The 21,289-nt window shown below is 70.0% G+C and carries 21 protein-coding genes and 1 tRNA gene; 13 read left to right on the forward strand and 9 right to left on the reverse strand.

All coding sequences use genetic code 11. The features are described 5' to 3' along the window. On the forward strand, window positions 1–408 hold a 408-nt coding region (locus VGO20_RS19865; RefSeq protein WP_327504119.1), incomplete at its 5' end, for a hypothetical protein. 37 nt (window positions 409–445) lie between these two features. Here the strand turns inward: VGO20_RS19865 and VGO20_RS19870 are convergent. Further along, the gene (locus tag VGO20_RS19870) at window positions 446–1,996 is read right to left on the reverse strand and encodes a winged helix-turn-helix domain-containing protein (RefSeq protein WP_327504120.1); all 1,551 of its coding nucleotides are present in this window, start codon (window positions 1,994–1,996) and stop codon (window positions 446–448) included. Window positions 1,997–2,130: 134 nt separating this feature from the next. On the opposite strand from VGO20_RS19870, the gene VGO20_RS19875 reads away from it, so the two are divergent. From VGO20_RS19875 to VGO20_RS19890, 4 genes are all read left to right on the forward strand, one after another. Beyond that, window positions 2,131–2,493, forward strand: coding sequence for a cupin domain-containing protein (locus VGO20_RS19875; RefSeq protein ID WP_327504121.1), 363 nt, complete (start codon window positions 2,131–2,133; stop codon window positions 2,491–2,493). 49 nt (window positions 2,494–2,542) lie between these two features. Continuing rightward, complete coding sequence (locus VGO20_RS19880) at window positions 2,543–3,130, forward strand: hypothetical protein (protein ID WP_327504122.1); 588 nt, start codon at window positions 2,543–2,545, stop codon at window positions 3,128–3,130. A gap of 143 nt (window positions 3,131–3,273) precedes the next feature. Beyond that, a complete protein-coding gene (locus VGO20_RS19885) occupies window positions 3,274–4,362 on the forward strand; it encodes a PLP-dependent cysteine synthase family protein (protein ID WP_327504123.1) in 1,089 nt (362 codons plus the stop codon). 131 nt (window positions 4,363–4,493) lie between these two features. Continuing rightward, entirely contained in the window at window positions 4,494–5,987 is a 1,494-nt protein-coding gene (locus tag VGO20_RS19890) for a pyridoxal phosphate-dependent decarboxylase family protein (protein WP_327504124.1), read from the forward strand. A 112-nt stretch (window positions 5,988–6,099) separates the two neighbouring features. Here VGO20_RS19890 and VGO20_RS19895 read toward each other — a convergent pair. The 4 genes from VGO20_RS19895 to VGO20_RS19910 form a co-directional block, all read right to left on the reverse strand. After that, a tRNA-Ser gene (locus tag VGO20_RS19895) sits at window positions 6,100–6,192 on the reverse strand. Window positions 6,193–6,326: 134 nt separating this feature from the next. After that, a complete protein-coding gene (locus VGO20_RS19900; RefSeq protein WP_327504125.1) occupies window positions 6,327–7,484 on the reverse strand; it encodes a trans-sulfuration enzyme family protein in 1,158 nt (385 codons plus the stop codon). Then, on the reverse strand, window positions 7,474–7,953 hold the full coding sequence (gene cueR / locus VGO20_RS19905) for a Cu(I)-responsive transcriptional regulator (RefSeq protein WP_327504126.1): 480 nt from the start codon (window positions 7,951–7,953) through the stop codon (window positions 7,474–7,476). Before cueR ends, VGO20_RS19900 begins: the two co-directional genes overlap by 11 nt. Window positions 7,954–7,974: 21 nt before the next feature. Continuing rightward, window positions 7,975–10,416: a heavy metal translocating P-type ATPase gene (locus tag VGO20_RS19910; RefSeq protein ID WP_327504127.1), complete on the reverse strand. Its 2,442-nt coding sequence runs from the start codon at window positions 10,414–10,416 to the stop codon at window positions 7,975–7,977. 145 nt (window positions 10,417–10,561) lie between these two features. Here VGO20_RS19910 and VGO20_RS19915 point away from each other — a divergent pair, with 145 nt between their 5' ends. After that, window positions 10,562–10,783 (forward strand): DUF3072 domain-containing protein, encoded by a 222-nt coding sequence (locus VGO20_RS19915; RefSeq protein ID WP_327504128.1) that lies wholly within the window; start codon window positions 10,562–10,564, stop codon window positions 10,781–10,783. Between the two features lie 24 nt (window positions 10,784–10,807). Here the strand turns inward: VGO20_RS19915 and gatB are convergent, their stop codons facing one another. Genes gatB through gatC form a run of 3 tightly spaced genes read right to left on the reverse strand, consistent with a single transcriptional unit; the run spans window position 10,808 to window position 14,143 of the window. Next, window positions 10,808–12,256 carry an Asp-tRNA(Asn)/Glu-tRNA(Gln) amidotransferase subunit GatB gene (gatB, locus tag VGO20_RS19920; protein WP_327504129.1) on the reverse strand — a complete coding sequence of 483 codons (1,449 nt, stop codon included), beginning with the start codon at window positions 12,254–12,256 and terminating at the stop codon, window positions 10,808–10,810. Window positions 12,257–12,290: 34 nt separating this feature from the next. Beyond that, a complete protein-coding gene (locus VGO20_RS19925; RefSeq protein ID WP_327504130.1) occupies window positions 12,291–13,859 on the reverse strand; it encodes an amidase family protein in 1,569 nt (522 codons plus the stop codon). Then, a complete protein-coding gene (gatC, locus tag VGO20_RS19930; protein ID WP_327504131.1) occupies window positions 13,856–14,143 on the reverse strand; it encodes an Asp-tRNA(Asn)/Glu-tRNA(Gln) amidotransferase subunit GatC in 288 nt (95 codons plus the stop codon). The genes VGO20_RS19925 and gatC overlap by 4 nt, the downstream gene beginning before the upstream one ends. Before the next feature lie 107 nt (window positions 14,144–14,250). On the opposite strand from gatC, the gene ruvX reads away from it, so the two are divergent. Both ruvX and VGO20_RS19940 read left to right on the forward strand, forming a co-directional pair. Further along, entirely contained in the window at window positions 14,251–14,739 is a 489-nt protein-coding gene (ruvX, locus tag VGO20_RS19935) for a Holliday junction resolvase RuvX (protein WP_327504132.1), read from the forward strand. 10 nt (window positions 14,740–14,749) lie between these two features. Then, complete coding sequence (locus VGO20_RS19940; protein ID WP_327504133.1) at window positions 14,750–15,676, forward strand: AEC family transporter; 927 nt, start codon at window positions 14,750–14,752, stop codon at window positions 15,674–15,676. Between the two features lie 37 nt (window positions 15,677–15,713). On the opposite strand, the gene VGO20_RS19945 is transcribed toward VGO20_RS19940, so the two are convergent. Continuing rightward, window positions 15,714–15,968: a DUF1127 domain-containing protein gene (locus tag VGO20_RS19945; RefSeq protein WP_327504134.1), complete on the reverse strand. Its 255-nt coding sequence runs from the start codon at window positions 15,966–15,968 to the stop codon at window positions 15,714–15,716. Window positions 15,969–16,098: 130 nt separating this feature from the next. On the opposite strand from VGO20_RS19945, the gene VGO20_RS19950 reads away from it, so the two are divergent. The 5 genes from VGO20_RS19950 (at window position 16,099) to plsY (ending at window position 21,189) form a co-directional block, all read left to right on the forward strand. After that, a complete protein-coding gene (locus VGO20_RS19950; RefSeq protein WP_327504135.1) occupies window positions 16,099–17,010 on the forward strand; it encodes a transcriptional regulator GcvA in 912 nt (303 codons plus the stop codon). Next, the gene (locus VGO20_RS19955; protein WP_327504136.1) at window positions 17,007–18,236 is read left to right on the forward strand and encodes a CaiB/BaiF CoA transferase family protein; all 1,230 of its coding nucleotides are present in this window, start codon (window positions 17,007–17,009) and stop codon (window positions 18,234–18,236) included. The genes VGO20_RS19950 and VGO20_RS19955 overlap by 4 nt, the downstream gene beginning before the upstream one ends. A 79-nt stretch (window positions 18,237–18,315) precedes the next feature. After that, window positions 18,316–19,275 carry an aspartate carbamoyltransferase catalytic subunit gene (locus VGO20_RS19960; RefSeq protein WP_327504137.1) on the forward strand — a complete coding sequence of 320 codons (960 nt, stop codon included), beginning with the start codon at window positions 18,316–18,318 and terminating at the stop codon, window positions 19,273–19,275. Then, complete coding sequence (pyrC, locus tag VGO20_RS19965; protein WP_327504138.1) at window positions 19,272–20,570, forward strand: dihydroorotase; 1,299 nt, start codon at window positions 19,272–19,274, stop codon at window positions 20,568–20,570. The genes VGO20_RS19960 and pyrC overlap by 4 nt, the downstream gene beginning before the upstream one ends. A gap of 1 nt (window position 20,571) precedes the next feature. Next, window positions 20,572–21,189, forward strand: coding sequence for a glycerol-3-phosphate 1-O-acyltransferase PlsY (gene plsY, locus VGO20_RS19970; protein ID WP_327504139.1), 618 nt, complete (start codon window positions 20,572–20,574; stop codon window positions 21,187–21,189). The last annotated feature ends 100 nt before the right edge of the window (window positions 21,190–21,289 follow it).

Below are 21,289 nucleotides of genomic sequence, written 5' to 3' on the forward strand. Positions count from 1 at the left end.
GGCGCCGTCGTCGGCGGCATCGCCGCCGCGGCCGAGGCCGCCGAGGCCGAGAAGGCGGGGTTGTACGAGGTGCCCGACCTCGACGCGGCACCCGCGCCCGACCCTCCCGGCGACGACCCGTTGACCGAAGACGCCATCGACCTGGAGAAGGAGAAGATGGGCAAGCCGGCCTCCGCGCCGCACCCGCCCTTCTTCGATCCCGCGCAAGGGGAATCCCGCGACTGGGCCTGCACCGCCGACCAGGCGCTCGCCGACGGCGCGCGGGTCGTCGCGATCCAGAACGGCCTCCTCGCCGCCAGCGGGCGCTGGGGCGTGCGCTGCGACGGCGACGGCTTCCAGATCCGGAGCGGGCTGAGGCTCCCGGCCTATCGGTTCCACGTCGTGGATGCGCTGCTGCGGCAGGCGTAGGGGGCGGCTGGGCGAACGTCGATGGATTAGATCGGGATCAGAACCCATGCCGGCGCAGTTCCGCCGTAACACGCGCACGGGACGGGGCATCGCGTGTCGGAAAGGCGGCGAAATAATCCGCTGCCGTGGCATCTGGCTTGCGCCGACGCACCTCCCGCCGCCAGTGGGCCGCTTGGTGGTGGCGGCCGGCCAACCCGTTGGCGGCGACCGCAATCATCGCGATCAGGTAATGCGCCCCGGATGTGGTGGCCGCGCGGTCGGCCCAGTGGGCCGCGGCCTGATGGTCTTCCTGCTGAATCAGCATCTGCGCACGGACGCCGTGGATGCCGTAGAGCAACGGGTCGAGGGGGCTGAGATGCAGCGAGATGTCCAGAGCGGCCACCGTCGCAGGCGCATTCCCGACCAGCATCGTGGTGAATGCCGAGGCATAAAAGCCCTGCGCGTAGTTCGGGTTCAGCGCCGTCGCCCGCGCCAGCCAATCGGCGGCGACTTCGGGATCGTCCGTCAGCCAGAACGAGCGTCCCATGGTGAAGTTCGCGAACGGGTCGAGGGCGTCCAGTTCCAGGCTGCGCTCGGCGTGGCGCCGCGCGGCGCGCGCCGCGGTCGCGGGATCGGGGCTCAGGCGCAGGAAGGCGTCGAGAAAGCTGGTGAAGGACAGTCCCGCGTGGGCGCGCGCGAACCGCGGATCCGCCGTGACCGCCCGTTCGAAACAGGCCTGCGCAAGCGCCGTATCGACCGGCGTGAAGCGGTAGAGATGACCGAGGCCGACATGATAGTTGGCCCAAGCATCGAGCCCGTCTGGGCCGTTCAGCCGCGCGTGGCGCGCCTCGTTGAAGGGTATGTAGGTCTCGAGCGCCGAAACCAGATGCACCACGATCCGCGCCCTCAGATCGTCGATCTCGTCGAGGGGCGCGGTGAGCCGGTCAGCCCACAGAATTTCGCGGGAGTTGGTGTCGGTCAACTCCACCGTTACCGCAACGGTGCGATCCCGGCTTTCGATGATCCCGGACAGGACGTAGCGCGCCGCTAACGCCGTCGCCACCAGGTCCAGATCGGCGGTGGCTTGCCGGAAGCGGAAGGACGAGCCTCGCGCGATCACCGCCAGCCAGCGCAGCCGCGACAGCGCCTGGATGATCTCGTGCGGGATTGCTTCACCCAGAATGGCAAGCTCTGGCGGCATGGCGAGCGGCTGGAACGGCAGCACGGCGATCGAAGGGCGCCCGGCCGGATGCTGGGGCGGCTCGCAGACGGCTGTGGCCGAAGCCGCATGCGCCGGCGGCAAGGTCGCCACCTCCGGGATGAAGCGGAACCCCCGGCCATGCACGGTGCGGATCACTCCCTGTCGCACGCCGTCGTCGCCCACCGCCTGCCGGGCCGAGCGGATGCGACTGGAAATGCTCGCGTCTGAAACCGCCTGACCCTGCCAGACCGCTGCGACGATCTCGTCCTTCGTCACCATGCAGTCGTGGTTTCGGACGAGATGGATCAGCAGGGAGAGCACCTGCGGCTCGATCCGCACCGGTTCCCCGCAGCGGCTGAGCTGAAAGCGCTCCGGGTCAAGTCGGAACTCTCCGAATGTCCACGTCATGCGTGAGTATACAGCACAAATACCGAATTCTGCATGAATTCTTCAGGACTCCGTCAAGCATGCCTGTAGCAAAAGACGTAGGCTGAACGGACTTGATGGAGCAGACGGTACACGTCCCGAACAGAGGAAAAAACATGGATGCGATTGAAACCAGACGGTTCGAAAATCCCGACCAGTTCCTCGACATGAAGGAACGCGGAGGCATTTCCATCGTCAAGATGGGCGACGGCAGCGCAGGAATGCGCGCGATATTCGAGCCCGGCTGGACCTGGGAGGCCGACGAGAAGCCGCTGCTCGGTTCGCCCGCCTCATGCCCGATGCAGCACACCGGCTACTGCATTTCGGGCAGCCTCATGGTCCGCATGGTCGACACGGGTGTCGAGACACGTATCGGCGTAGGCGATTTTTTTGAAATCCCGCCGGGGCATGACGCCTATGTCGACGGCGCCGACCGGGTCGAACTGATCCTGTTCGCGCCTCCCGAACACCAACACTGACGGCCACTCACTCCGGTTCGGTTCATCTTGAACAACCTTGGAGGGCAACATGATACGCATCTTGACATGTGCGGCAGTCCTGATGTCGGGAGCCGCCTTTGCCCAGACCGATGTAGAAAAGATCGACGAGCCTGCGGCCCAGGCGAACGAGGACGCCATGATCGTGGAGGCGCTGAGCGCCGCCCCGCCGCAAGTCGCGGAAACGGCGACGGTCATGAACCTTGACGGCAAGGTGCTCCGCGAAGGTACGGGTGCCTTCACCTGCTTTCCCTCTCCACCCGATTTCGCCGGCCCGATGTGCTTCGACGAGCGATTTGTGGGCTGGATGGACGCCCTGATGAATGGAGAGGCGCCGAATGTTTCAGGCGTCGGTTTTGCTTACATGCTGGCCGGCGATTCACCGACGGGCGGCGCGAGCAACATCGACCCCGCCGCACGTACTCCAACCGCCAACAACCAATGGGTCGTCGAGGGGCCGCACGTCATGATCATCGTGCCGGACGAAGCAATGCTCGCCGGTTTGCCGACCACTCCGGCCACGGAGGGCCCATACGTGATGTGGCCAGGTTCCCCCTACGCGCACGTGATGTGGCCGGTGGACAAGCGCGGCGAGCAACGGGCCGTAGCTGACCAGTGATTTCAGATGCCCGCCATCACGGCTGATGGCGGCGCGCAGATTTCCAACCTTTGCCGAACAGGGATTTCGGCATGCCTGCGGAGCGCGCCGCCCTTTGCATAAGACCGCAGGCGCGAGTTCGGCTTCCAGTAGGGAGATCAACAATGCATACGACAGCGACAGGCCGAACGACAGTTGGGCGCGGCCGCCTTTTCGACAGCATCCTTGAAACCGTCGGCGACACCCCGGTGATCCGGGTCAACAAGCTCGCGCCGGCCGGGGTGGAAGTCTACGTCAAGGCCGAGTTCTTCAATCCGGCCGGGTCGGTCAAGGACCGGCTGGCGCTCAGCATCATCGAGGAGGCCGAGCGCGACGGAAGCCTAAGCCCCGGGCAGACGGTGGTCGAAGCTACGTCGGGCAACACCGGCATCGGGCTGGCCATGGTCTGCGCGGCGAAAGGCTATCCGCTGGTGGTGACGATGGCCGACAGCTTTTCGGTCGAGCGGCGCAAACTGATGCGGATGATGGGTGCGAAGGTCGTGCTGACGCCGCGGGCGGAAAAGGGCTTCGGCATGTATCGCAAGGCCGTGGAGCTGGCCGAGGCGAACGGCTGGTTCCTTGCCCGCCAGTTCGAAACCGAGGCCAACGCCCGCATCCACGAGAATACGACCGCCCGCGAAATCCTCGCCGATTTCAGGAATCATCGGCTGGACTACTGGATCACCGGCTACGGTACGGGCGGCACTGTGACGGGCGTGGCCCGCGTCCTGCGTCGTGAGCGGCCCGAGACGAAGGTCGTCCTGTCGGAACCGGCCAATGCACAGCTTCTAGGCAGCGGCCATGCACAGTCGCGCAATTCCGATCGCTCGCCGGCCGAAAGCCACCCCGCCTTCAAGCCGCACCCGATCCAGGGCTGGACCCCCGACTTCATCCCCCATGTGCTGCAGGAAGCGGTGGACGACAGGCTCTATGACGAGCTGATCCCGGTGACCGGCCCTGACGGCATCGCCTGGGCGCAGAAACTCGCACGGCAGGAAGGGATACTGACGGGTGTGTCCGGCGGATCGACCTTCGCAGTTGCCATGAAAATCGCCGAACGGGCCGAGGCGGGGACCGTCATCCTGTGCATGCTGCCCGACACGGGCGAACGCTACATGTCCACACCGCTGTTCGAGACGATCCCCGAGGACATGACCGAAGAGGAAACGGCGCTGTCGCGATCGACGCCCGGTTTCCAGATGGCCGCCGAATAGGCCGGCACATATCGGAGGAACAACGATCATGCGCGCCGTGGTGGTGCGCGTGGTGGTGCGCCCCGCCCCCCCCCGAAGCGGCGTGACGGGAAGTCTCCGCCGACGAACATTGCAGAGTGAGGAGGCGAGCAATGGACGCAGTCGCGAACGCAGTTGAGGCCGCCGAGGAAGAAACCCTCGACCCTGCGGATTGGGAACCGCTTCGCGTCCTTGCCCGCCGCATCGTGGACGACGCCATCGACTATACCCGCGACGTTCGTAAACGTCCCCTCTGGCGGGACATGCCCCCCGACGTGCGCGCCCGGTTCCGCAGCCCGGTGCCGCAGGAGGGCCGGTCACCGGCGGAGGTCTATGACGATCTGGCCGAAAACATGCTGCCTTACCCGATGGGCAACATCCATCCGCGCTTCTGGATGTGGTACATGGGGGCGAGCAACTTTACCGGCGCGCTGGGAGATTTTCTGGCCGCGATCCTCGGGTCGAATCTCGGTGGCGGCGACCATGCCGCGGCGGAGATCGACAAGCAGGTCGTCAACTGGCTGAAAGAGATGGTGGGCTATCCGGCGGCGGCCAGCGGCACGCTGGTCTCGGGCGGGTCGGTCGCCAATTTGATCGGGTTGACCGTGGCGCGCAACCGGATGTCGGGCATCGACATGCGCGAACTGGGTGTAGGTGCGCTGAAAGCCCCCCTGCGATTCTATGGCTCCGACCAGATACATTCCTGTCACCAGATCGCCCTTGAGGCGATGGGACTGGGCAACCGGTCTCTCCGCCGCGTGCCCACGGACGCGGCCTGCCGGATCGACATTGGGGCCCTCCGCTCCGCCATGGCCGAGGACCGGGCATCCGGTATTCAGCCCGCCTGTGTGATTGCGACCGCCGGCACGGTCAATACCGGCGCCATCGACGATCTGGACGCGATTGCCGACCTCTGCGCGGAGGAAGGTCTGTGGTTGCATGTGGACGGCTGCATCGGCGCGCTTCTGGCCATAGCGCCCGAAGGAAAAGCGCTGGTGCGCGGGATCGATCGGGCCCACTCCATCGCGCTTGACCCGCACAAATGGCTGCATGCGCCCTTCGAGGTGGGCTGCGCCCTGGTCCGCGATGCCGAGGCGCATTTCGGCAGTTTCACGCTGACGCCCGAGTATCTCGAGAACGCACCGCGGGGCATCGCCTCGGGGGTCTGGTTGCACGACTTCGGCCTTCAGACATCACGGGGGTTTCGTGCGCTCAAGGTCTGGATGGCCCTTGAGGAACATGGGGTCGCCAAGTTCGGCCGCCTGATCGACCAGGACCTCGCCCATGCCCGTTACCTGACGGAACGGATCAAGGCGACACCGGATCTGAAGATGTGCTTTCCGACCGCCATCAACATCGTCTGTTTTCGCTACGACCCCGGCGGGCTACCGGAGGCGGCGCTCAAACGGCTGAACACCGAAATCATGGTGCGCATGCAGGAAACCGGTATTGCCGCTGTTTCGGACACCACGGTCAACGAACGCCACTGTCTGCGCGCCGCGATCAACAATCACCGCACCACCCGCGCCGATCTGGATGTCCTCGTCGACGAGGTTTCGCGACAGGGGGCGGCGCTGATGGGGGAAGTCTTTCATCACCCGCGTTGATCTCAACCGAACGCGCCGCGCCTATCAAGAACTGAACCGCGCTGGGTTTCCCGGCGGTTTCCTCGAGGCTGCAGTCAAGGAACCCAGAAAAAGCGGAGTTTTTACAAGAGAATGGCGGACAGAGAGGGATTCGAACCCTCGGTACGGCTTGACACCGTACGGCGGTTTAGCAAACCGCTGGTTTAAGCCACTCACCCATCTGTCCGCTGCTGCGCCGGCCCCGAGTGGCGGCGGGGAGGCGGCGACCGGCGGTGGAGTTCCCAGCCGGTGCGCGCGCACTATATCGGCCGCTCCCGGCGACCGGCAAGCCCAAAAATCCGTCCTCCCTCAACGCACCCCTCAACGGGCCGCGTCGATCGCCTGCGTCATGTCCGCGATCAGGTCGTCGGCCGCCTCGATGCCGACCGACAGGCGCAGCAGGTCGGCCGGCACCGGCGAGCTCGGCCCCTCGATGCTGGCGCGGTGCTCGATCAGGCTCTCCACCCCGCCGAGCGAGGTCGCGCGCGTGAAGACCCGCGTGCGCGCCGCGACCTCGATCGCCGCGCGCTCGCCGCCCGAGAGCCGGACCGACAGCATGCCGCCGAAGCCGCCCTCCATCTGCCGGCGCGCCACCTCGTGGTGGGGATGGCTCTCCAGGCCGGGATAGAGCACCTCCTCCACGCCCGGATACCCCTCCAGCGCGCGGGCGAGGTCGAGGGCGTTGGCGCATTGCGTGCGCACCCGCGGATAGAGCGTGCGCATGCCGCGCAGCAGCAGCCACGCCTCGAACGGGCCGAGCACGGCGCCGATGCCCTTGCGCACGGCCTGGACCCTGGCCCAGGTCTCGTCCTGCGCGCCGGTCACCAGCGCGCCCGCGATCAGGTCGCTGTGCCCGTTCAGGTACTTGGTCGCGGCATGCATCACGTAGTCCGCGCCGAGCGCGAGCGGCCGGGTCAGCACCGGCGTCGCCGAGGTGCTGTCGACCGCGAGCCGCGCGCCGGCGGCATGGGCCAGCTCGGCCGCGGCGGCGATGTCGGTGACGTGCCACAGCGGGTTGCTCGGCGTCTCGATCCAGACGAGGCGCGTGCGGCCGGGCTTCAGCGCGGCGCGCAACGCCCCCAGATCGGCGCTCGGCACGAACTCGACGTCGAGGCCCCAGGGCCGGGCGAAGTCGGTCAGCCAGCCGCGCAGGGCCCAGTACATCACATCGGGCGCCACGACGTGGTCGCCCGGCCGCAGCGCCAGGAACAGCGCCGTCGCCGCCGCCATTCCCGAGGAGAACAGCAGCGCGCCGCTCCCGCCCTCCAGCCGGTTCAGCAGAGCCTCCACCTGGTCGTAGCCGGGGTTGTCGTCGCGGCTGTAGACCCGGCCATGCGTCGCGTAGCTGTTGTCGGCGTCGCGCAGGTAGGTCGTGCTCGGATGGATCGCGGGGACGACCGCGCCGGTGGCGGGATCGATCCAGCCGAGCGCGCGCGCGGCGAGCGTCTCGGGAAGAAGGCCTTCGTCGTCATGGGCCATGGCGGCGGTGCTCCGGGGGGTGGGCTGCGGTCGCGTCGGGCTCTGCGTACCACCCCGCCCCGTCGCCGCCAAGCTTCTGCGGAGTGCCGGCGAGGTCGTGCAGGATCGGGCAGTCCGGACGGCCGTCGCCGTGGCAGGTCCGCATCAGCTCGCCGAGCGCGTCGCGCATCGAGCGCAGCTCGGCGATCTTGGCGTCGAGGTCGGCGACGTGCTCCTGCGCGATGCGCTTCACTTCCGCGCTCGACCGGTCGCGGTCGAGCCACAGGCTCGCCAGGACCTGGATGCGCTCGATCGAGAAGCCGAGGCTGCGCGCCCGCTTCACGAAGCGCAGCAGGTTCACGTCGGTCGCCGTGTAGACCCGGTAGCCGGACGCGGTCCGCCCGGCCTCCGGGATCAGCCCGATGCTCTCGTAGTAGCGGATCAGCTTCGCCGAAACGCCCGAGGCCCGGGCCGCATCTCCGATGTTCATGTCGTCACTCCTGCCTCTCGCTCATCGCGCCCTCGGCCGCCATCCCCTCAAGGTCAGCGCGTTCAGGACGACGCTGACGCTGCTCAGCGCCATCGCGGTGCCGGCCAGCACGGGGCTCAGCAGCCCCGCCGCGGCGAGCGGGATCCCGAGGACATTGTAGGCGAAGGCCCAGAACAGGCCCTGCCGGATCTTCGCATAGGTGCGGCGCGACACGTCGATGGCATCGGCGACCAGGGCCGGGTCGCCGCGCATCAGCGTGACCCCGGCCGTGTGCATCGCGACGTCGGTGCCGGTCGCCATCGCGATGCCGACATCGGCCGCCGCCAGCGCCGGCGCGTCGTTGATGCCGTCGCCGACCATGGCGACGACGGTCCCCTCCCCGCGCAGCCCGGCCACGACCTCCGCCTTGCCGCCGGGCAGCACCTCGGCGACGACGCGGTCGATGCCGAGTTCGGCGGCGACCGCCCCGGCGGCCCCCCGGCTGTCGCCGGTCACCATCACGGTCTCGATGCCGAGCCGTCCCAGCCGCTCGACCGCCGCGCGTGCGCTCGGCTTGATGGTGTCGCCGAACGCGACGAGGCCGAGCACGCGGGGCCGCGGGGCGACCTCGGCCAGCCAGGACACGGTGCGCCCTTCCGCCTCCAGCGCCGCCGCGCGCCCGGCGAGCGGGCCGGGATCGATGCCGTCCTCGGCCAGGATGCGCCGGGCGCCGAACACGACGCGCACGCCGTCGACGCTGCCGGCCACGCCGCGGCCGGCGAGCGCGCGGAAGTCCGAGGGCGTGCCGGCGGCGATCCCCCCGGCCTCGGCCTCGCGGCGGACGGCCGCCGCCAGCGGATGCTCGCTCCCGGCCTGCAGCGCGGCGGCGGTCGCGAGCAATGCGCGCACCTCCACCCCCTCGGCCGGCACGACGTCGGTGACCCGCGGCCGCCCCTCGGTCAGGGTCCCGGTCTTGTCGAAGGCGACCGTCGCGATCGCATGCGCCCGCTCCAGCGCCTCGGCGTCCTTGATCAGGATGCCGAGGCGCGCCGCCGCCCCGGTGCCGACCATGATCGCGGTCGGCGTCGCGAGGCCGAGCGCGCAGGGGCACGCGATCACCAGCACCGATACCGCCGTGATCACGGCGTTGGCGACGTCGCCCCCTATCAGCCACCAGCCCAGGAACGTCGCCGCGGCGATCGCGAGCACGACCGGCACGAACACCGCGCTGACCCGGTCGACCAGGCGCTGGATCGGCGCCTTGGACGCCTGCGCCCCTTCGACCATGCGCACGATCTTTGCCAGCATGGTCTCGGCGCCGACCGCGGTGGTCTCGACGACCAGCAGCCCGTCGACGTCGATCGAGCCGGCGGTGACCGCCGCTCCCTCCGACTTCTCGACCGGCAGGCTCTCGCCGGTCAGCATCGATTCGTCGACGCTGCCCGCCCCTTCGGCGATGCGGCCGTCGACCGGGATGCGCTCGCCGGGCCGGACCACGACCAGGTCGCCGGGCCGCACCGCGTCGACCGGCACCTCGACCTCGGCCCCGCCGCGCCTGACCCGGGCGACGTCCGGCCGCAGTTCTATCAGCGCCCGGATCGCCGCCGCCGTCTGCCCCTTGGCCCGCGTCTCCAGCCATTTGCCGAGCAGGACGAAGGTGATCAGGACCGCCGAGGCCTCGTAATACAGATGCGGCTCGTGGCCGGCATGGGCGGTCAGCAGCATGTAGGTGCTGAGCCCCCAGGCCGCCGAGGTGCCGAGCGCCACCAGCAGGTCCATGTTGCCCGTGCCGGCCATCAGCGCCTTCCAGGCCGCCCGGTAGAACCGCCAGCCGAGGACGAACTGCACCGGTGTCGCCAGCAGGAACTGCACCCAGCCCGGCGGCATGACCGCGTAGCCCATCAGGTCGCCGACCATGCCGACGACCATCGGCAGCGACAGCACTGCGCCGGCGACGACCCGCATCAGGTCGCGCCGGCTGCGTTCGCGCGCCTCGTCGGGCGCGCCGGTCGAGGCGGCGTCGGCGGTGACCGGCCGGGCCTCGTACCCGGCGCCGCGGATCGCCGCGACGAGGGCCTCGGTCGTCACCGCGCCGGAAGCCGCCTCGACATGGGCGCGCTCCGTCGCGAGGTTGACCGTGGCGGCGGTGACGCCGGGCAGGCGCGACAGCGCCTTCTCGACGCGGCCGACGCAGGACGCGCAGGTCATGCCCTCGACCCGCAGGTCGAACTCCTCCGCGACCGGCTCGTATCCTGCCTTCGTCACCGCCTCGGCGACGGCCGCGGCATCGGGCCCGGGCGCGGCGAAGGCGACCCGCGCGCGTTCGGTCGCGAGGTTGACGGAGACGTCGACGACGCCCGGCACCGCGGAGATGGCCTTCTCGACGCGCCGGACGCAGGACGCGCAGGTCATCCCGCGGATGGCGACGTCGATCTCGGCCCGCGGTTCGGCGGATTTCGGCTCCTCGGCAGCTAGCGCTGACATGGCGATCTTCCCGTTGACTGTAGCTGCCCCCTCAGATGGGGCTTCCAACGATGGGAAGGTCAAGGAGAAAAAATCGTCCGGCCCGGGAACCGGCGCGCCGGCCTCCGGTTATAGGAACAAATAAGGAACTCTCTGGAGGCATTCCATGACGAACCCGAAGGTCCCCCATGACGGCGATCATCCGTCCAACCTGGAGAAGGCGCCCGAGGACTGGACCACCGGCGACGAGCGGATGACCGACGCGCAGGCCTCGTACCTGAAGACGCTGAGCGAGGAGGCCGGCGAGGAGTTCCGGCCGGACCTCACGAAGGCGCAGGCATCGAAGCGGATCGACCAGCTTCAGGAGAAGACCGGGCGCGGCCAGTAGGGCCGCGCCCGCGAGGCCGCCGGCTCAGCCCTTCAGCTTGCGGCCGAGCACTTCGTTGACCAGGGCAGGGTTCGCCTTGCCCTGGGTCTGCTTCATGACCTGGCCGACGAAGAAGCCGAACAGCTTGTCCTTGCCGGCCCGGTACTCGGCCACCTTGTCGGGGTTGGCGGCCAGCACGGCGTCGATCGCGCCCTCGATCGCGCCGGTGTCGGTGACCTGGCGCAGCCCCTTCTCCTCGACGATCGCGTCCGCCGACTTGCCGGTCTCCAGCATGTCGGCGAAGACCTCCTTGGCGATGCGGCCGGAGATCGTGTCGTTCGCGATCAGGTCGATCAGCCCGCCCAGCGCCCCGGCCGAGACGGGGCTGTCGTCGATGCCCCTGCCGAGCTTGTTGAGCGCGCCGAACAGGTCGCCCATCACCCAGTTGGCCGCCATCTTGGGATCGCGCCCGCGCGCCACCGTCTCGTAGTAGTCGGCCGAGGCCTTCTCCGCGACCAGCACCCCGGCATCGTAGGGGGACAGCCGGTACTGCTCGATGAAGCGGGCCTTCTTCTCGTCCGGCAGCTCCGGCAGCGAGCGGCGGATGTCCTCGACCCAGTCGGGGTCGAGTTCCAGCGGCAGCAGGTCCGGGTCGGGGAAGTAGCGGTAGTCGTGCGCCTCCTCCTTGGAGCGCATGGAGCGGGTCACGAACTTCGTCGTGTCCCACAGGCGCGTCTCCTGGACCACCTGTCCGCCGCCCTCGACCACCTCGACCTGCCGGCGCGCCTCGAACTCGATCGCCATCTGGACGTAGCGGATCGAGTTGACGTTCTTGGTCTCGGTCCGCGTCCCGAACCCCTCGCCCGGCCGGCGCACCGAGACGTTGACGTCGCAGCGCATGGAGCCTTCCTCCATGTTGCCGTCGCAGGTCCCGAGATAGCGCAGGATCGCCCGCAGCTTGCGCAGATAGGCGGCCGCCTCCTCCGGCGAGCGCAGGTCCGGCTCCGAGACGATCTCCATCAGCGCCACGCCCGACCGGTTCAGGTCGACATAGGTCTTGCTGGGATGCTGGTCGTGCAGGCTCTTGCCGGCGTCCATCTCGAGATGCAGGCGCGTGATGCCGACCGTCCGCGTCGAGCCGTCCGGCATGTCGAGCACGATCGAGCCCGTGCCGACGATCGGCTGGCTGTACTGGCTGATCTGGTAGCCGGACGGCAGGTCGGCGTAGAAGTAGTTCTTGCGGTCGAAGACCGAGAACAGGTTGATCTGCGCCTTGAGGCCGAGCCCGGTGCGCACCGCCTGCTCGACGCAGTACTCGTTGATGACCGGCAGCATGCCCGGCATCGCCGCGTCGACGTGGCTGACCTGCGTGTTCGGCTCGGCGCCGAAGACGGTGGCCGCGCCCGAGAACAGCTTGGCGTTGGAGACGACCTGGGCATGGACCTCCAGCCCGATCACGACCTCCCAATCGCCGGTATCACCCTGGATCAGCATCGTTCTTCTCTTTCCGATCGCATGCCTGGCCCGGTCACGCCCGGCTCGCCACGAAGGGCGGGATTTCCTCGAAGCGCGCGGCGGACTCGAGCGCCCCGGCCACCTTGAACACGGTCTCCTCGTCGAAGGGCCGGCCGATCACCTGCAGCCCGAGCGGCAGGCGCTCCGCCGACAGCCCCGCCGGCACCGAGATGCCGGGCAGCCCGGCGAGGTTCGCCGGCACCGTGAAGACGTCGTTCAGGTACATCTGGATCGGGTCGTCCATGCGCTCGCCGATCGCGAAGGCGGCGCTCGGCGCGGTCGGCGCCAGCACGACGTCGCAGCGCTCGAACGCGGCGCGGAAATCGTCGGCGATGCGCGTGCGCACCTTCTGGGCCTTCAGGTAGTAGGCGTCGTAATAGCCGGCCGACAGGACGTAGGTGCCGATCAGGACGCGGCGCTGCACCTCCGCGCCGAAGCCCTCGCCGCGGGTGTTCTCGTACATCTCGCGCAGGCTCGCCCCGTCGACGCGCAGGCCGTAGCGCACGCCGTCGTAGCGCGCGAGGTTCGAGGACGCCTCGGCCGGTGCCACGATGTAGTAGGCCGGCAGCGCGTATTTGGTGTGCGGCAGGCTGATCTCGACCGGCTCGGCGCCCATGGTGCGCAGCCAGTCCATGCCCTGCTGCCACAGCCGCTCGATTTCCGCCGGCATGCCGTCGATCCGGTACTCCTTCGGGATGCCGACCCGAAGGCCGCGGACGTCGCCGGTCAGCGCCGCCGCGTAGTCCGGCACCGGCCGGTCGACCGAGGTCGAATCCTTGGGATCGTAGCCCGCCATCGATCCCAGCATCAGCGCCGCGTCGCGCACCGTGCGGGTCATCGGGCCGGCCTGATCGAGCGAGGAGGCGAAGGCGACGATGCCCCAGCGCGAGCAGCGCCCGTAGGTCGGCTTCAGCCCGACGATGCCGACGAACCCGGCCGGCTGGCGGATCGAGCCGCCGGTGTCGGTCCCGGTCGCGGCCATTACGCAGCGCGCGGCCACGGCCGCGGCCGAGCCGCCCGACGAGCCGCCGGGGACCAGCTTGCGCGTCCACACCCATTCCTGGACCGGGCGCGGCTGGCGCGCCGCGGCCGTCAGCTCGCCCGCCCCGTCCATCGAGGCGTCGCGCTGGGCGAGCGTTCCCTGGCTCCAGGGGCTGATCACCGGGCCGTAATGGCTGGTGATGTTGGCCGAGCCCATGGCGAACTCGTCCATGTTGAGCTTGCCCAGCATCACGGCGCCGTCGCGGAACAGGTTGGCCGTGACGGTCGACTCATAGGTCGGGCGGAAGCCGTCGAGGATGTGGCTGCCGGCGGTGGTCAGCACGCCTTCGGTGCAGAACAGGTCCTTCACGCCGATCGGGATGCCGTCCAGCGCGCGCGCCTCGCCGCGCGCGCGCCGCGCGTCCGCGGCGCGCGCCTGCGCCAGCGCGATCTCCGGCGTCTCCGTGACGAAGGCGTTCAGCGGGCGCGCCGCCTCGACCGCATGGATGTGCGCCTCGGCCAGCTCGACCGCGGAGAAGTCCTTCGCGGCGAGGCCGTCCAAGGCCTCGCTCACGGTCATCAAGGTCAGGTCACGGGTCATTCGACCACCTTCGGAACGGCGAAGAAACCCTCGGCGCCGTCGGGCGCGTTGGCGAGGACCTTGTCCCGGATGTTGCCGTCCGTGACCACGTCCGGGCGCCGGCGCAGCTTCTGCGCGACGACGCTGCTCATCGGTTGGACGCCCTCGGTCTCGACCTCGGCGAGTTGCTCGACGAAGTCCAGGATCCGGCTCAGTTCGCCGGCGAGATGCTCCTGCTCGTCTTCCGGCACCTTGATGCGGGCCAGGTGGGCGATCTTCGCCACGGTGGCCTTGTCCAGCGACATGGGGTGGGTGTCTCCGTCCGTACCGCCGCCGCGTCCGGCACGTCGGGCGCCGGGCGGCGAAATATCAGCTTGCAAATTGAGAGGCGGCGCGAAAGCTAACACCCGCTATGGCGATCCGCAACCCCACCGACCTTCCCCGCGCCGTGCCGAAAGGCAAGCGCCTCCTGGGCCTCGACCTCGGCACCCGCACCATCGGCATGGCCGTGTGCGACCCGGGCCTGCGACTCGCCACGGCGGTCGGCACCATCCGGCGCCTGAAGCTCGCCGAAGACCTGCGCGCGCTGGCGCGCGCGGTCCGCGAATGGGATGCGGGCGGGTTCGTGATCGGGCTGCCGATCAGCATGGACGGAAGGCACGGCCCCGCCACCGACCGGGTCCGCAGCTTCGGCGCCAGCCTGCTCCAGCACGCCGACCTGCTGGGATGCGAGCCGGAGATCGCCTATTGGGACGAGCGGCTGTCCACCCATGCCGCGACCGAGGCGATGATCGAGGCCGGGATGAAGCGCCGGCGGCGCGAGGAGCTGGTCGACGCCGTCGCCGCGGCGCACATCCTGCAATCCTACCTGGACGCGCTGGCCCGCGACGGCGCGACCTGACGGCCCGGCCATGAGCCAGGCCCCCGCCGTCCTCGGTGCGCTCGCGCCGATCTTCCTGCTGATCCTGCTCGGCTTCGCGGCAAGGCGCTGCGGGTTCCTGCCGGACGCCTTCTGGGCGCCGGCCGAACGGCTCACCTATTACGTCCTGTTCCCGGCGCTGATCGTCGACAGCCTCGCGCGCGCCGACCTCGCCGGCCTCGCCTTCGGGCCGGTGGCCGCCGCCCTGACCGGCCCCATCCTGGCGGCGGCCGCGCTGCTGGCCGTGCTGCGGCGGCGGTTCGGCCTCGACGGGCCGGCCTTCACCTCCGTCCTGCAAGGCGCGATCCGGCCCAACACCTATGTCGGCATCGCCGCGGCGCGCGCGCTGTTCGGCGCCCCCGGCCTGGCGACGCTCGCGGTCGGGCTCGCGACCGTCGTGCCGCTGGTGAACGTGCTGAGCGTCGTCGCTCTCCAGCGCCACGGCGACGCCCGGGTGGGGCGCGGCCTCTCCGGCGTCCTGCCGGGCATCGTCCGCAACCCGATCATCCTCGCGGTCGCGGCCGGCGGCGCGGCCAACCTCGCCGGCGCCGGCGCCCTGCCGGTGGTCGCGCCGACGCTGCGCATCCTCGGCGAAGCCTCGCTCACCCTGGGCCTGCTCGCCGTCGGCGCCGGGCTGGTCCCGTCATCGGTCGGCGCGTCCGGCCGCGACATCCTCCTGGCGGGCGGGCTGAAACTGGCGGCCGTGCCCCTCGCCACGGCGCTCGCCGGCCGCCTGCTCGGGCTCGACGGCATGACGCTCGCGGTCGCGGTGCTGTTCAACGCCCTGCCCGCCTCGGCGTCCTCCTACATCCTGGCGCGCCAGATGGGGGGCGATCACCGCCTGATGGCCGGCATCATCACCGGCCAGACCGTGGCCGCCGCCCTCACCCTGCCCCTGGCGCTCGCCCTGCTGGCGTGAGCCGGACGCTCCGCCGGCCGCCGGCCGAGAGAGGCGGTCAGGAGCGCCAGAACGGCTTGGACGTCTCCTGGTCCACGTCCGCGCGCGAGACGCCGATGTCGCTGAGAAGGTAGTCCGGGAGCTCGGAAAGCCTGCGGCGCTGGGAAGCCCTGGCCTGCCACGTGAGCAGCTGGTCGGACAGCGACACGATCCCGCCTGCGACGCGGGCCAGCACCGAGGGCTGGCGCCCCTGCCTGGCCGGCAGCGTGACGGCGGGGATCCGGGACACGGTCTGGTTGGTGCAGGTGGTCATCGCAGTTCTCCTAATCCGTTGCGGCCTCGACGGCCGTTGGAATAAGCTGAATCTCGTCGCTTCTGGGCTTGCGGACAAACGATGCTTTCTCATAAATTGAATTAGGAAAATTCATCCGGAGCGAGGAGCGATGGCCAGGCGTTTGCCGCCCTTGAACGCGTTGCGGGCCTTCGAGGCCGCCGCCCGCCACATGAGCTTCACGCGCGCCGCGGACGAGCTGAACGTGACGCAGGCGGCCATCAGCCACCAGATCAAGGCGCTGGAGGAGACGCTCGGCGTCGCGCTGTTCCGGCGGCTGAACCGGGCGCTGCAGCTGACCGCCGCGGGCCAGGCCTACCTGCCGCCGCTGCGCGACGCCTTCGACCAGATGGCCGAGGCGACCGCGCGCCTGAAGGCGTCGGAGAACACCGGCCAGCTCACCGTCAGCACGCTCGCGTCCTTCGCCGGCAAGTGGCTGGTGCCCCGGCTGCCGCGGTTCCAGCACCGCAACCCCGGCATCGACGTGCTGATCTCGACGACCTCCCAGCTCGTCGACTTCACGCATCAGGAGGTCGACCTCGCGATCCGGTTCGGCCGGGGCGGCTGGGCGGGACTGAGATGCGAGAGGCTGCTGACGGAGGAGATCTTTCCGGTCTGCACCCCGGCGCTGGCGGAAGGGATGCGCACGCCGCAGGACCTGGTGAAGGCCACGCTGCTCCACGACGACTTCCGGATCGGCTGGGAGATCTGGCTCGCCGCGGCCGGCGTCTCCGGCGTCGACCACCGGCGCGGGACCCGCTTCACGGATTCGTCCCTCGTGCTGCACGCGGCCCTGGCCGGCCAGGGCATCGGGCTCGGACGCCACGTCCTCGTGGCCGACGACCTGGCCAGCGGCCGGCTGGTCCGGCTGTTCGACATCACCCTGCCGAGCGAGATCGCCTACTGGGTCGTGGCGCCCGAGCGGCATTTCGAGCGGCCCAAGGTCAAGGCGTTCCGCGACTGGCTGCACGAGGAGGCCCAGGCCCATCTCGACGCCGGACACGGATGGGCGGCGGCGTCGTGACCGGACCGCTTACCGGCATCAGGGTCCTGGACATGACCCGCGTTCTCGCCGGGCCGAGCGCGACGCAGGTCCTCGGCGATCTCGGCGCCGACGTCGTGAAGGTCGAGCGGCCGGGCCAGGGCGACGACACGCGCCGCTGGGGCCCGCCCTGGCTGGACGACGGCGAGGCCAGTGCCGGCGGTGAAGGTGCCGGGGGCGAGAGCGCCTATTTCCTGTCCGCCAACCGCAACAAGCGCTCGCTCACCCTCGACTTCACCTCGGCGGAGGGGCAGGCCCTGGCCCGCCGGCTGGCCGGACGCGCCGACGTCCTGGTCGAGAACTACAAGGTCGGCACGCTCGCCCGCTACGGGCTCGGCTGGGACCAGCTGCGCGCCGACCATCCCGGCCTCGTCTACTGCTCGATCACGGGGTTCGGGCAGACCGGCCCCTACGCCCCGCGCGCCGGCTACGACTTCCTCGTCCAGGCGATGGGCGGGATCATGAGCCTGACCGGGGAGCCGGAGGGCGAGCCGCAGAAGATCGGCGTCGGCATCGCCGACCTGATGACGGGCATGTACGCGCTGGTCGCGATCCTGGCGGCTTTGCGGCACCGCGACCTCACCGGCGTCGGCCAGCACGTCGACATGGCGCTGCTCGACACCCAGGTCGCCTGGCTCAGCTATGCCGGCCAATACTACCTCACCAGCGGCGAGGTCACGCCGCGCACGGGCAACGCCCATCCCACCATCGTTCCCTACGAGGCGTTTGCCGCATCCGACGGCCACGTGATCCTCGCGGTCGGCAACGACGCGCAGTACCGGCGGTTCTGCGGCTTCGCCGGGCGGCCCGATCTCGCCGACGACCCGCGCTTCGCGACCAACGAGGCGCGGGTGCGCAACCGCGGGGTCCTGGTGCCGATCCTGCGCGAGGTGATCGCCGGCCATCCCCGGCGGCACTGGATCGAGGGGCTGGAGAAGCTGCACGTCCCCTGCAGCCCGATCAACCGCGTCGACCAGGTGTTCGCCGACCCGCAGGTCCGGGCGCGGGGCATGGAGATCGGGATGCCCCATCCGGGGGCGTCCGACCCCGTCCGCCTGATCGGCAGCCCGATGAAGCTGTCTGAGACGCCCGTGTCCTACCGCGCCCCGCCTCCCCTGCTCGGCCAGCACACGGACGAGGTGCTGCGCGACTGGCTGGAACTCCCCGACGCGGAGATCGGGCGGCTGCGCGCGCTGCGGGTGGTGTGAACCCGACACGCCCCCGCCAGCACCCCGCCAAGCACCCCGTTGCGGCCCGCGGGGCTGCCCCCTATAGTCCGCCCCTGAAATGGAAAAGCCCCATACCGACGCCGTCTTCTTCCATCGCCACCTGCTGGCCATCCAGGGCCTGAAGGCGGCGGAAGTAACGGCGTTGCTCGACCTCGCGGACGGCTACGTCGAGCAGAACCGCCGTCACGACAAGAAAGCCTCCGTCCTTCGCGGCCGGACGGTGATCAACCTGTTCTTCGAGAACTCGACCCGCACGCGCACCTCGTTCGAGCTTGCGGGCAAGCGGCTCGGCGCCGACGTCATCAACATGAGCGTGTCGTCCAGCTCGGTGAAGAAGGGCGAGACCCTGATCGACACCGCGATGACGCTGAACGCGATGCACCCCGACGTGCTGGTCGTGCGCCATCCCGAGTCGGGCGCGGTCAAGCTGCTCGCGGACAAGGTCCGCTGCGCGGTGATCAACGGCGGCGACGGCAGCCACGAGCATCCGACCCAGGCGCTGCTGGACGCGCTGACCATCCGCCGGCGCAAGGGCCCGCTCGAGGGGCTGACGGTGGCGATCTGCGGCGACATCCTGCACAGCCGGGTCGCGCGGTCCAACGTCCACCTGCTGAACATCATGGGCGCGCGGGTCAGGGTCGTCGCCCCGCGCACCCTGCTGCCGGTCGACGTCGACCGCCTCGGGGCGGAGGTCCACCACGACATGCGGACCGGCCTCGAGGATGCCGACATCGTGATGATGCTGCGCCTCCAGCTCGAACGGATGCAGGGCCAGTTCGTACCCTCCGTGCGGGAATACTTCCGCTTCTTTGGCCTCGACTACGAGAAGCTGAAGGTGGCCCGGCCGGACGCCCTGATCATGCATCCGGGGCCGATGAACCGCGGCACGGAGATCGATTCGGAACTCGCCGACGACATCCACCGCAGCGTGATCCTCGACCAGGTCGAGCTCGGCGTCGCCGTGCGCATGGCCTGCCTCGACATCCTGACCCGCGACAGGCCGGGGAACGCCCGATGAGCCGCCGCCTCGCCTTCGTGAACGCCCGCCTGCTCGACCCCGCGACCGGGCTGGACGCCGCCGGGGCGCTGCTGGTCGAGGGCAGCCGGATCGCCGATCTCGGGCCCGGGCTGTTCGCCGGCGGCGTGCCGGACGGGATCGAGACCGTCGATCTCGGCGGCGCGTGCCTGGCGCCCGGCTTCGTCGACATGCGCGTCTCCATCGGCGAGCCCGGGGAGGAGCACAAGGAGACGATCCTGACCGCGAGCCGCGCGGCGGCGGCGGGCGGCGTCACCGCGATGGCGTGCCTACCGGGCACCGACCCGGCGATCGACGACGTCGCCGCGGTCGAGTTCGTCGCGCGCCGGGCGCGGGAGGTCAAGCTGGTCAAGGTCTTCGCCCAGGCCGCGGCGACGCGGGCGCTCGGCGGGACCGAGCTGTCGGAGATGGGCCTGCTCGCCGAGGCGGGCGTGGTCGCCTTCACCGACGGGACCAGGGCGATCGCCGACGCGCTGGTGATGCGCAGGGCCTTGAGCTATGCCGCCACCTTCGACCTGCTGATCGTCCAGCATCCCGAAGAACCGAGCCTCGCGGCCGGCGGCCTGATGCATGCCGGCGAGGTCTCGACGCGCCTCGGCCTCGCCGGGATACCGCCCGAGGCGGAGGTGATCCTGCTGGAGCGCGACCTCCGCCTGGTCGAGGCGACCGGTGCTCGCTACCACGCCGCCCACGTCACGACGGCCGCCGCCGTGGACGCGGTCCGCCGGGCCAAGCGGGCGGGGCTGCCGGTCACCTGCGATACCGCGCCGCACTACTTCGCCCTGACCGAGGTCGACGTCGGCGAGTACCGGACCTTCGCCAAGGTGTCGCCGCCGCTGCGCCCGGAGATGGACCGCCGCGCCGTCGTCGAGGGCATCGCCGACGGCACCATCGACGCCATCGCCTCCGACCACACCCCGCAGGACCAGGACAGCAAGCGCGTCCCCTTCGCCTCGGCCGCGTTCGGCATCATCGGGCTGGAGACGCTGCTGCCCCTGACGCTCGAGCTGGTGCACAACGGCAAGGTGCCGCTGCTGCGCGCGCTCGGCGCGCTGACCAGCCGGCCCGCCGAGATCCTGCGCCTGCCGCTCGGCCGGCTGCGGCCGGGCGGCCCGGCCGACCTCGTCGTCTTCGATCCCGACCGGCCGTGGCGGATCGACGAGACGGCCTTCCGCAGCAAGTCCAAGAACTCGCCCTTCGACCGCAGGCCGGTCAGCGGCCGGGTGCTCCGCACGGTCGTCGACGGCCGGACCGTGTTCGAGACGGACGCGCCCTGACATGCCCGATCCGATAAGCTGGTCCTTCTCCTGGCCCTACCTGCTGGCCGCACTCGCCGGCGGCTATCTCCTGGGGTCCGTTCCCTTCGGCCTCGTGCTGACCCGCCTGTTTGGCTATGGCGACGTGCGCAGCATCGGCTCGGGCAATATCGGCGCGACCAACGTGCTGAGGACCGGGAACAAGGCGCTGGCCGCGGCGACCCTCGTGCTCGACAGCGGGAAGGGCGCGCTCGCGGTGCTGCTCGCAGCCCGGTTCGGCCCCGACGCGGCGCTGCTGGCCGCCATGGGCTCCATGCTCGGCCACACCTTCCCGGTCTGGCTCGGCTTCAAGGGCGGCAAGGGCGTCGCGACGGCGCTGGGCGTGCTGCTGGCGCTCGCCTGGCCGGTCGGCCTGATCGCCTGCGCCCTGTGGCTCCTGACGGCGCTGGCATTCCGGATCTCCTCGCTGTCGGCCCTGGTCGCGCTGGGCGCCAGCCCGCTCGCGGCGTTCTGGTTCCAGGGCCCGCAGCTCGCCCAGGCGGCCGCGTTCATCGCGGTCCTGGTGTTCGTGCGCCACCACGCGAACATCCGGCGCCTGCTGAAGGGCGAGGAGCCCCGCATAGGCCGAAAGAAAATATAAACATTAAACGAAGTTTTACGCATACTCCGGCCATCATCTCTGTACGAGAACGACAACCGGCGGAGCAAGCCCTGACGGACGGGACAGCGCAGGATCGCCC

The sequence above is a fragment of the Arenibaculum sp. genome (assembly GCF_035998295.1).
GTDB lineage: Bacteria > Pseudomonadota > Alphaproteobacteria > Azospirillales > Azospirillaceae > DASYHS01.

Bases quoted from the DNA above. Each gene is read 5' to 3' on its own strand.
- VGO20_RS19870 (WP_327504120.1), bottom strand. From the start codon at position 1,996: ATGACGTGGACATTCGGAGAGTTCCGACTTGACCCGGAGCGCTTTCAG.
- VGO20_RS19875 (WP_327504121.1), top strand. From the start codon at position 2,131: ATGGATGCGATTGAAACCAGACGGTTCGAAAATCCCGACCAGTTCCTC.
- VGO20_RS19880 (WP_327504122.1), top strand. From the start codon at position 2,543: ATGATACGCATCTTGACATGTGCGGCAGTCCTGATGTCGGGAGCCGCC.
- VGO20_RS19885 (WP_327504123.1), top strand. From the start codon at position 3,274: ATGCATACGACAGCGACAGGCCGAACGACAGTTGGGCGCGGCCGCCTT.
- VGO20_RS19890 (WP_327504124.1), top strand. From the start codon at position 4,494: ATGGACGCAGTCGCGAACGCAGTTGAGGCCGCCGAGGAAGAAACCCTC.
- VGO20_RS19900 (WP_327504125.1), bottom strand. From the start codon at position 7,484: ATGGCCCATGACGACGAAGGCCTTCTTCCCGAGACGCTCGCCGCGCGC.
- cueR (WP_327504126.1), bottom strand. From the start codon at position 7,953: ATGAACATCGGAGATGCGGCCCGGGCCTCGGGCGTTTCGGCGAAGCTG.
- VGO20_RS19910 (WP_327504127.1), bottom strand. From the start codon at position 10,416: ATGTCAGCGCTAGCTGCCGAGGAGCCGAAATCCGCCGAACCGCGGGCC.
- VGO20_RS19915 (WP_327504128.1), top strand. From the start codon at position 10,562: ATGACGAACCCGAAGGTCCCCCATGACGGCGATCATCCGTCCAACCTG.
- gatB (WP_327504129.1), bottom strand. From the start codon at position 12,256: ATGCTGATCCAGGGTGATACCGGCGATTGGGAGGTCGTGATCGGGCTG.
- VGO20_RS19925 (WP_327504130.1), bottom strand. From the start codon at position 13,859: ATGACCCGTGACCTGACCTTGATGACCGTGAGCGAGGCCTTGGACGGC.
- gatC (WP_327504131.1), bottom strand. From the start codon at position 14,143: ATGTCGCTGGACAAGGCCACCGTGGCGAAGATCGCCCACCTGGCCCGC.
- ruvX (WP_327504132.1), top strand. From the start codon at position 14,251: ATGGCGATCCGCAACCCCACCGACCTTCCCCGCGCCGTGCCGAAAGGC.
- VGO20_RS19940 (WP_327504133.1), top strand. From the start codon at position 14,750: ATGAGCCAGGCCCCCGCCGTCCTCGGTGCGCTCGCGCCGATCTTCCTG.
- VGO20_RS19945 (WP_327504134.1), bottom strand. From the start codon at position 15,968: ATGACCACCTGCACCAACCAGACCGTGTCCCGGATCCCCGCCGTCACG.
- VGO20_RS19950 (WP_327504135.1), top strand. From the start codon at position 16,099: ATGGCCAGGCGTTTGCCGCCCTTGAACGCGTTGCGGGCCTTCGAGGCC.
- VGO20_RS19960 (WP_327504137.1), top strand. From the start codon at position 18,316: ATGGAAAAGCCCCATACCGACGCCGTCTTCTTCCATCGCCACCTGCTG.
- pyrC (WP_327504138.1), top strand. From the start codon at position 19,272: ATGAGCCGCCGCCTCGCCTTCGTGAACGCCCGCCTGCTCGACCCCGCG.
- plsY (WP_327504139.1), top strand. From the start codon at position 20,572: ATGCCCGATCCGATAAGCTGGTCCTTCTCCTGGCCCTACCTGCTGGCC.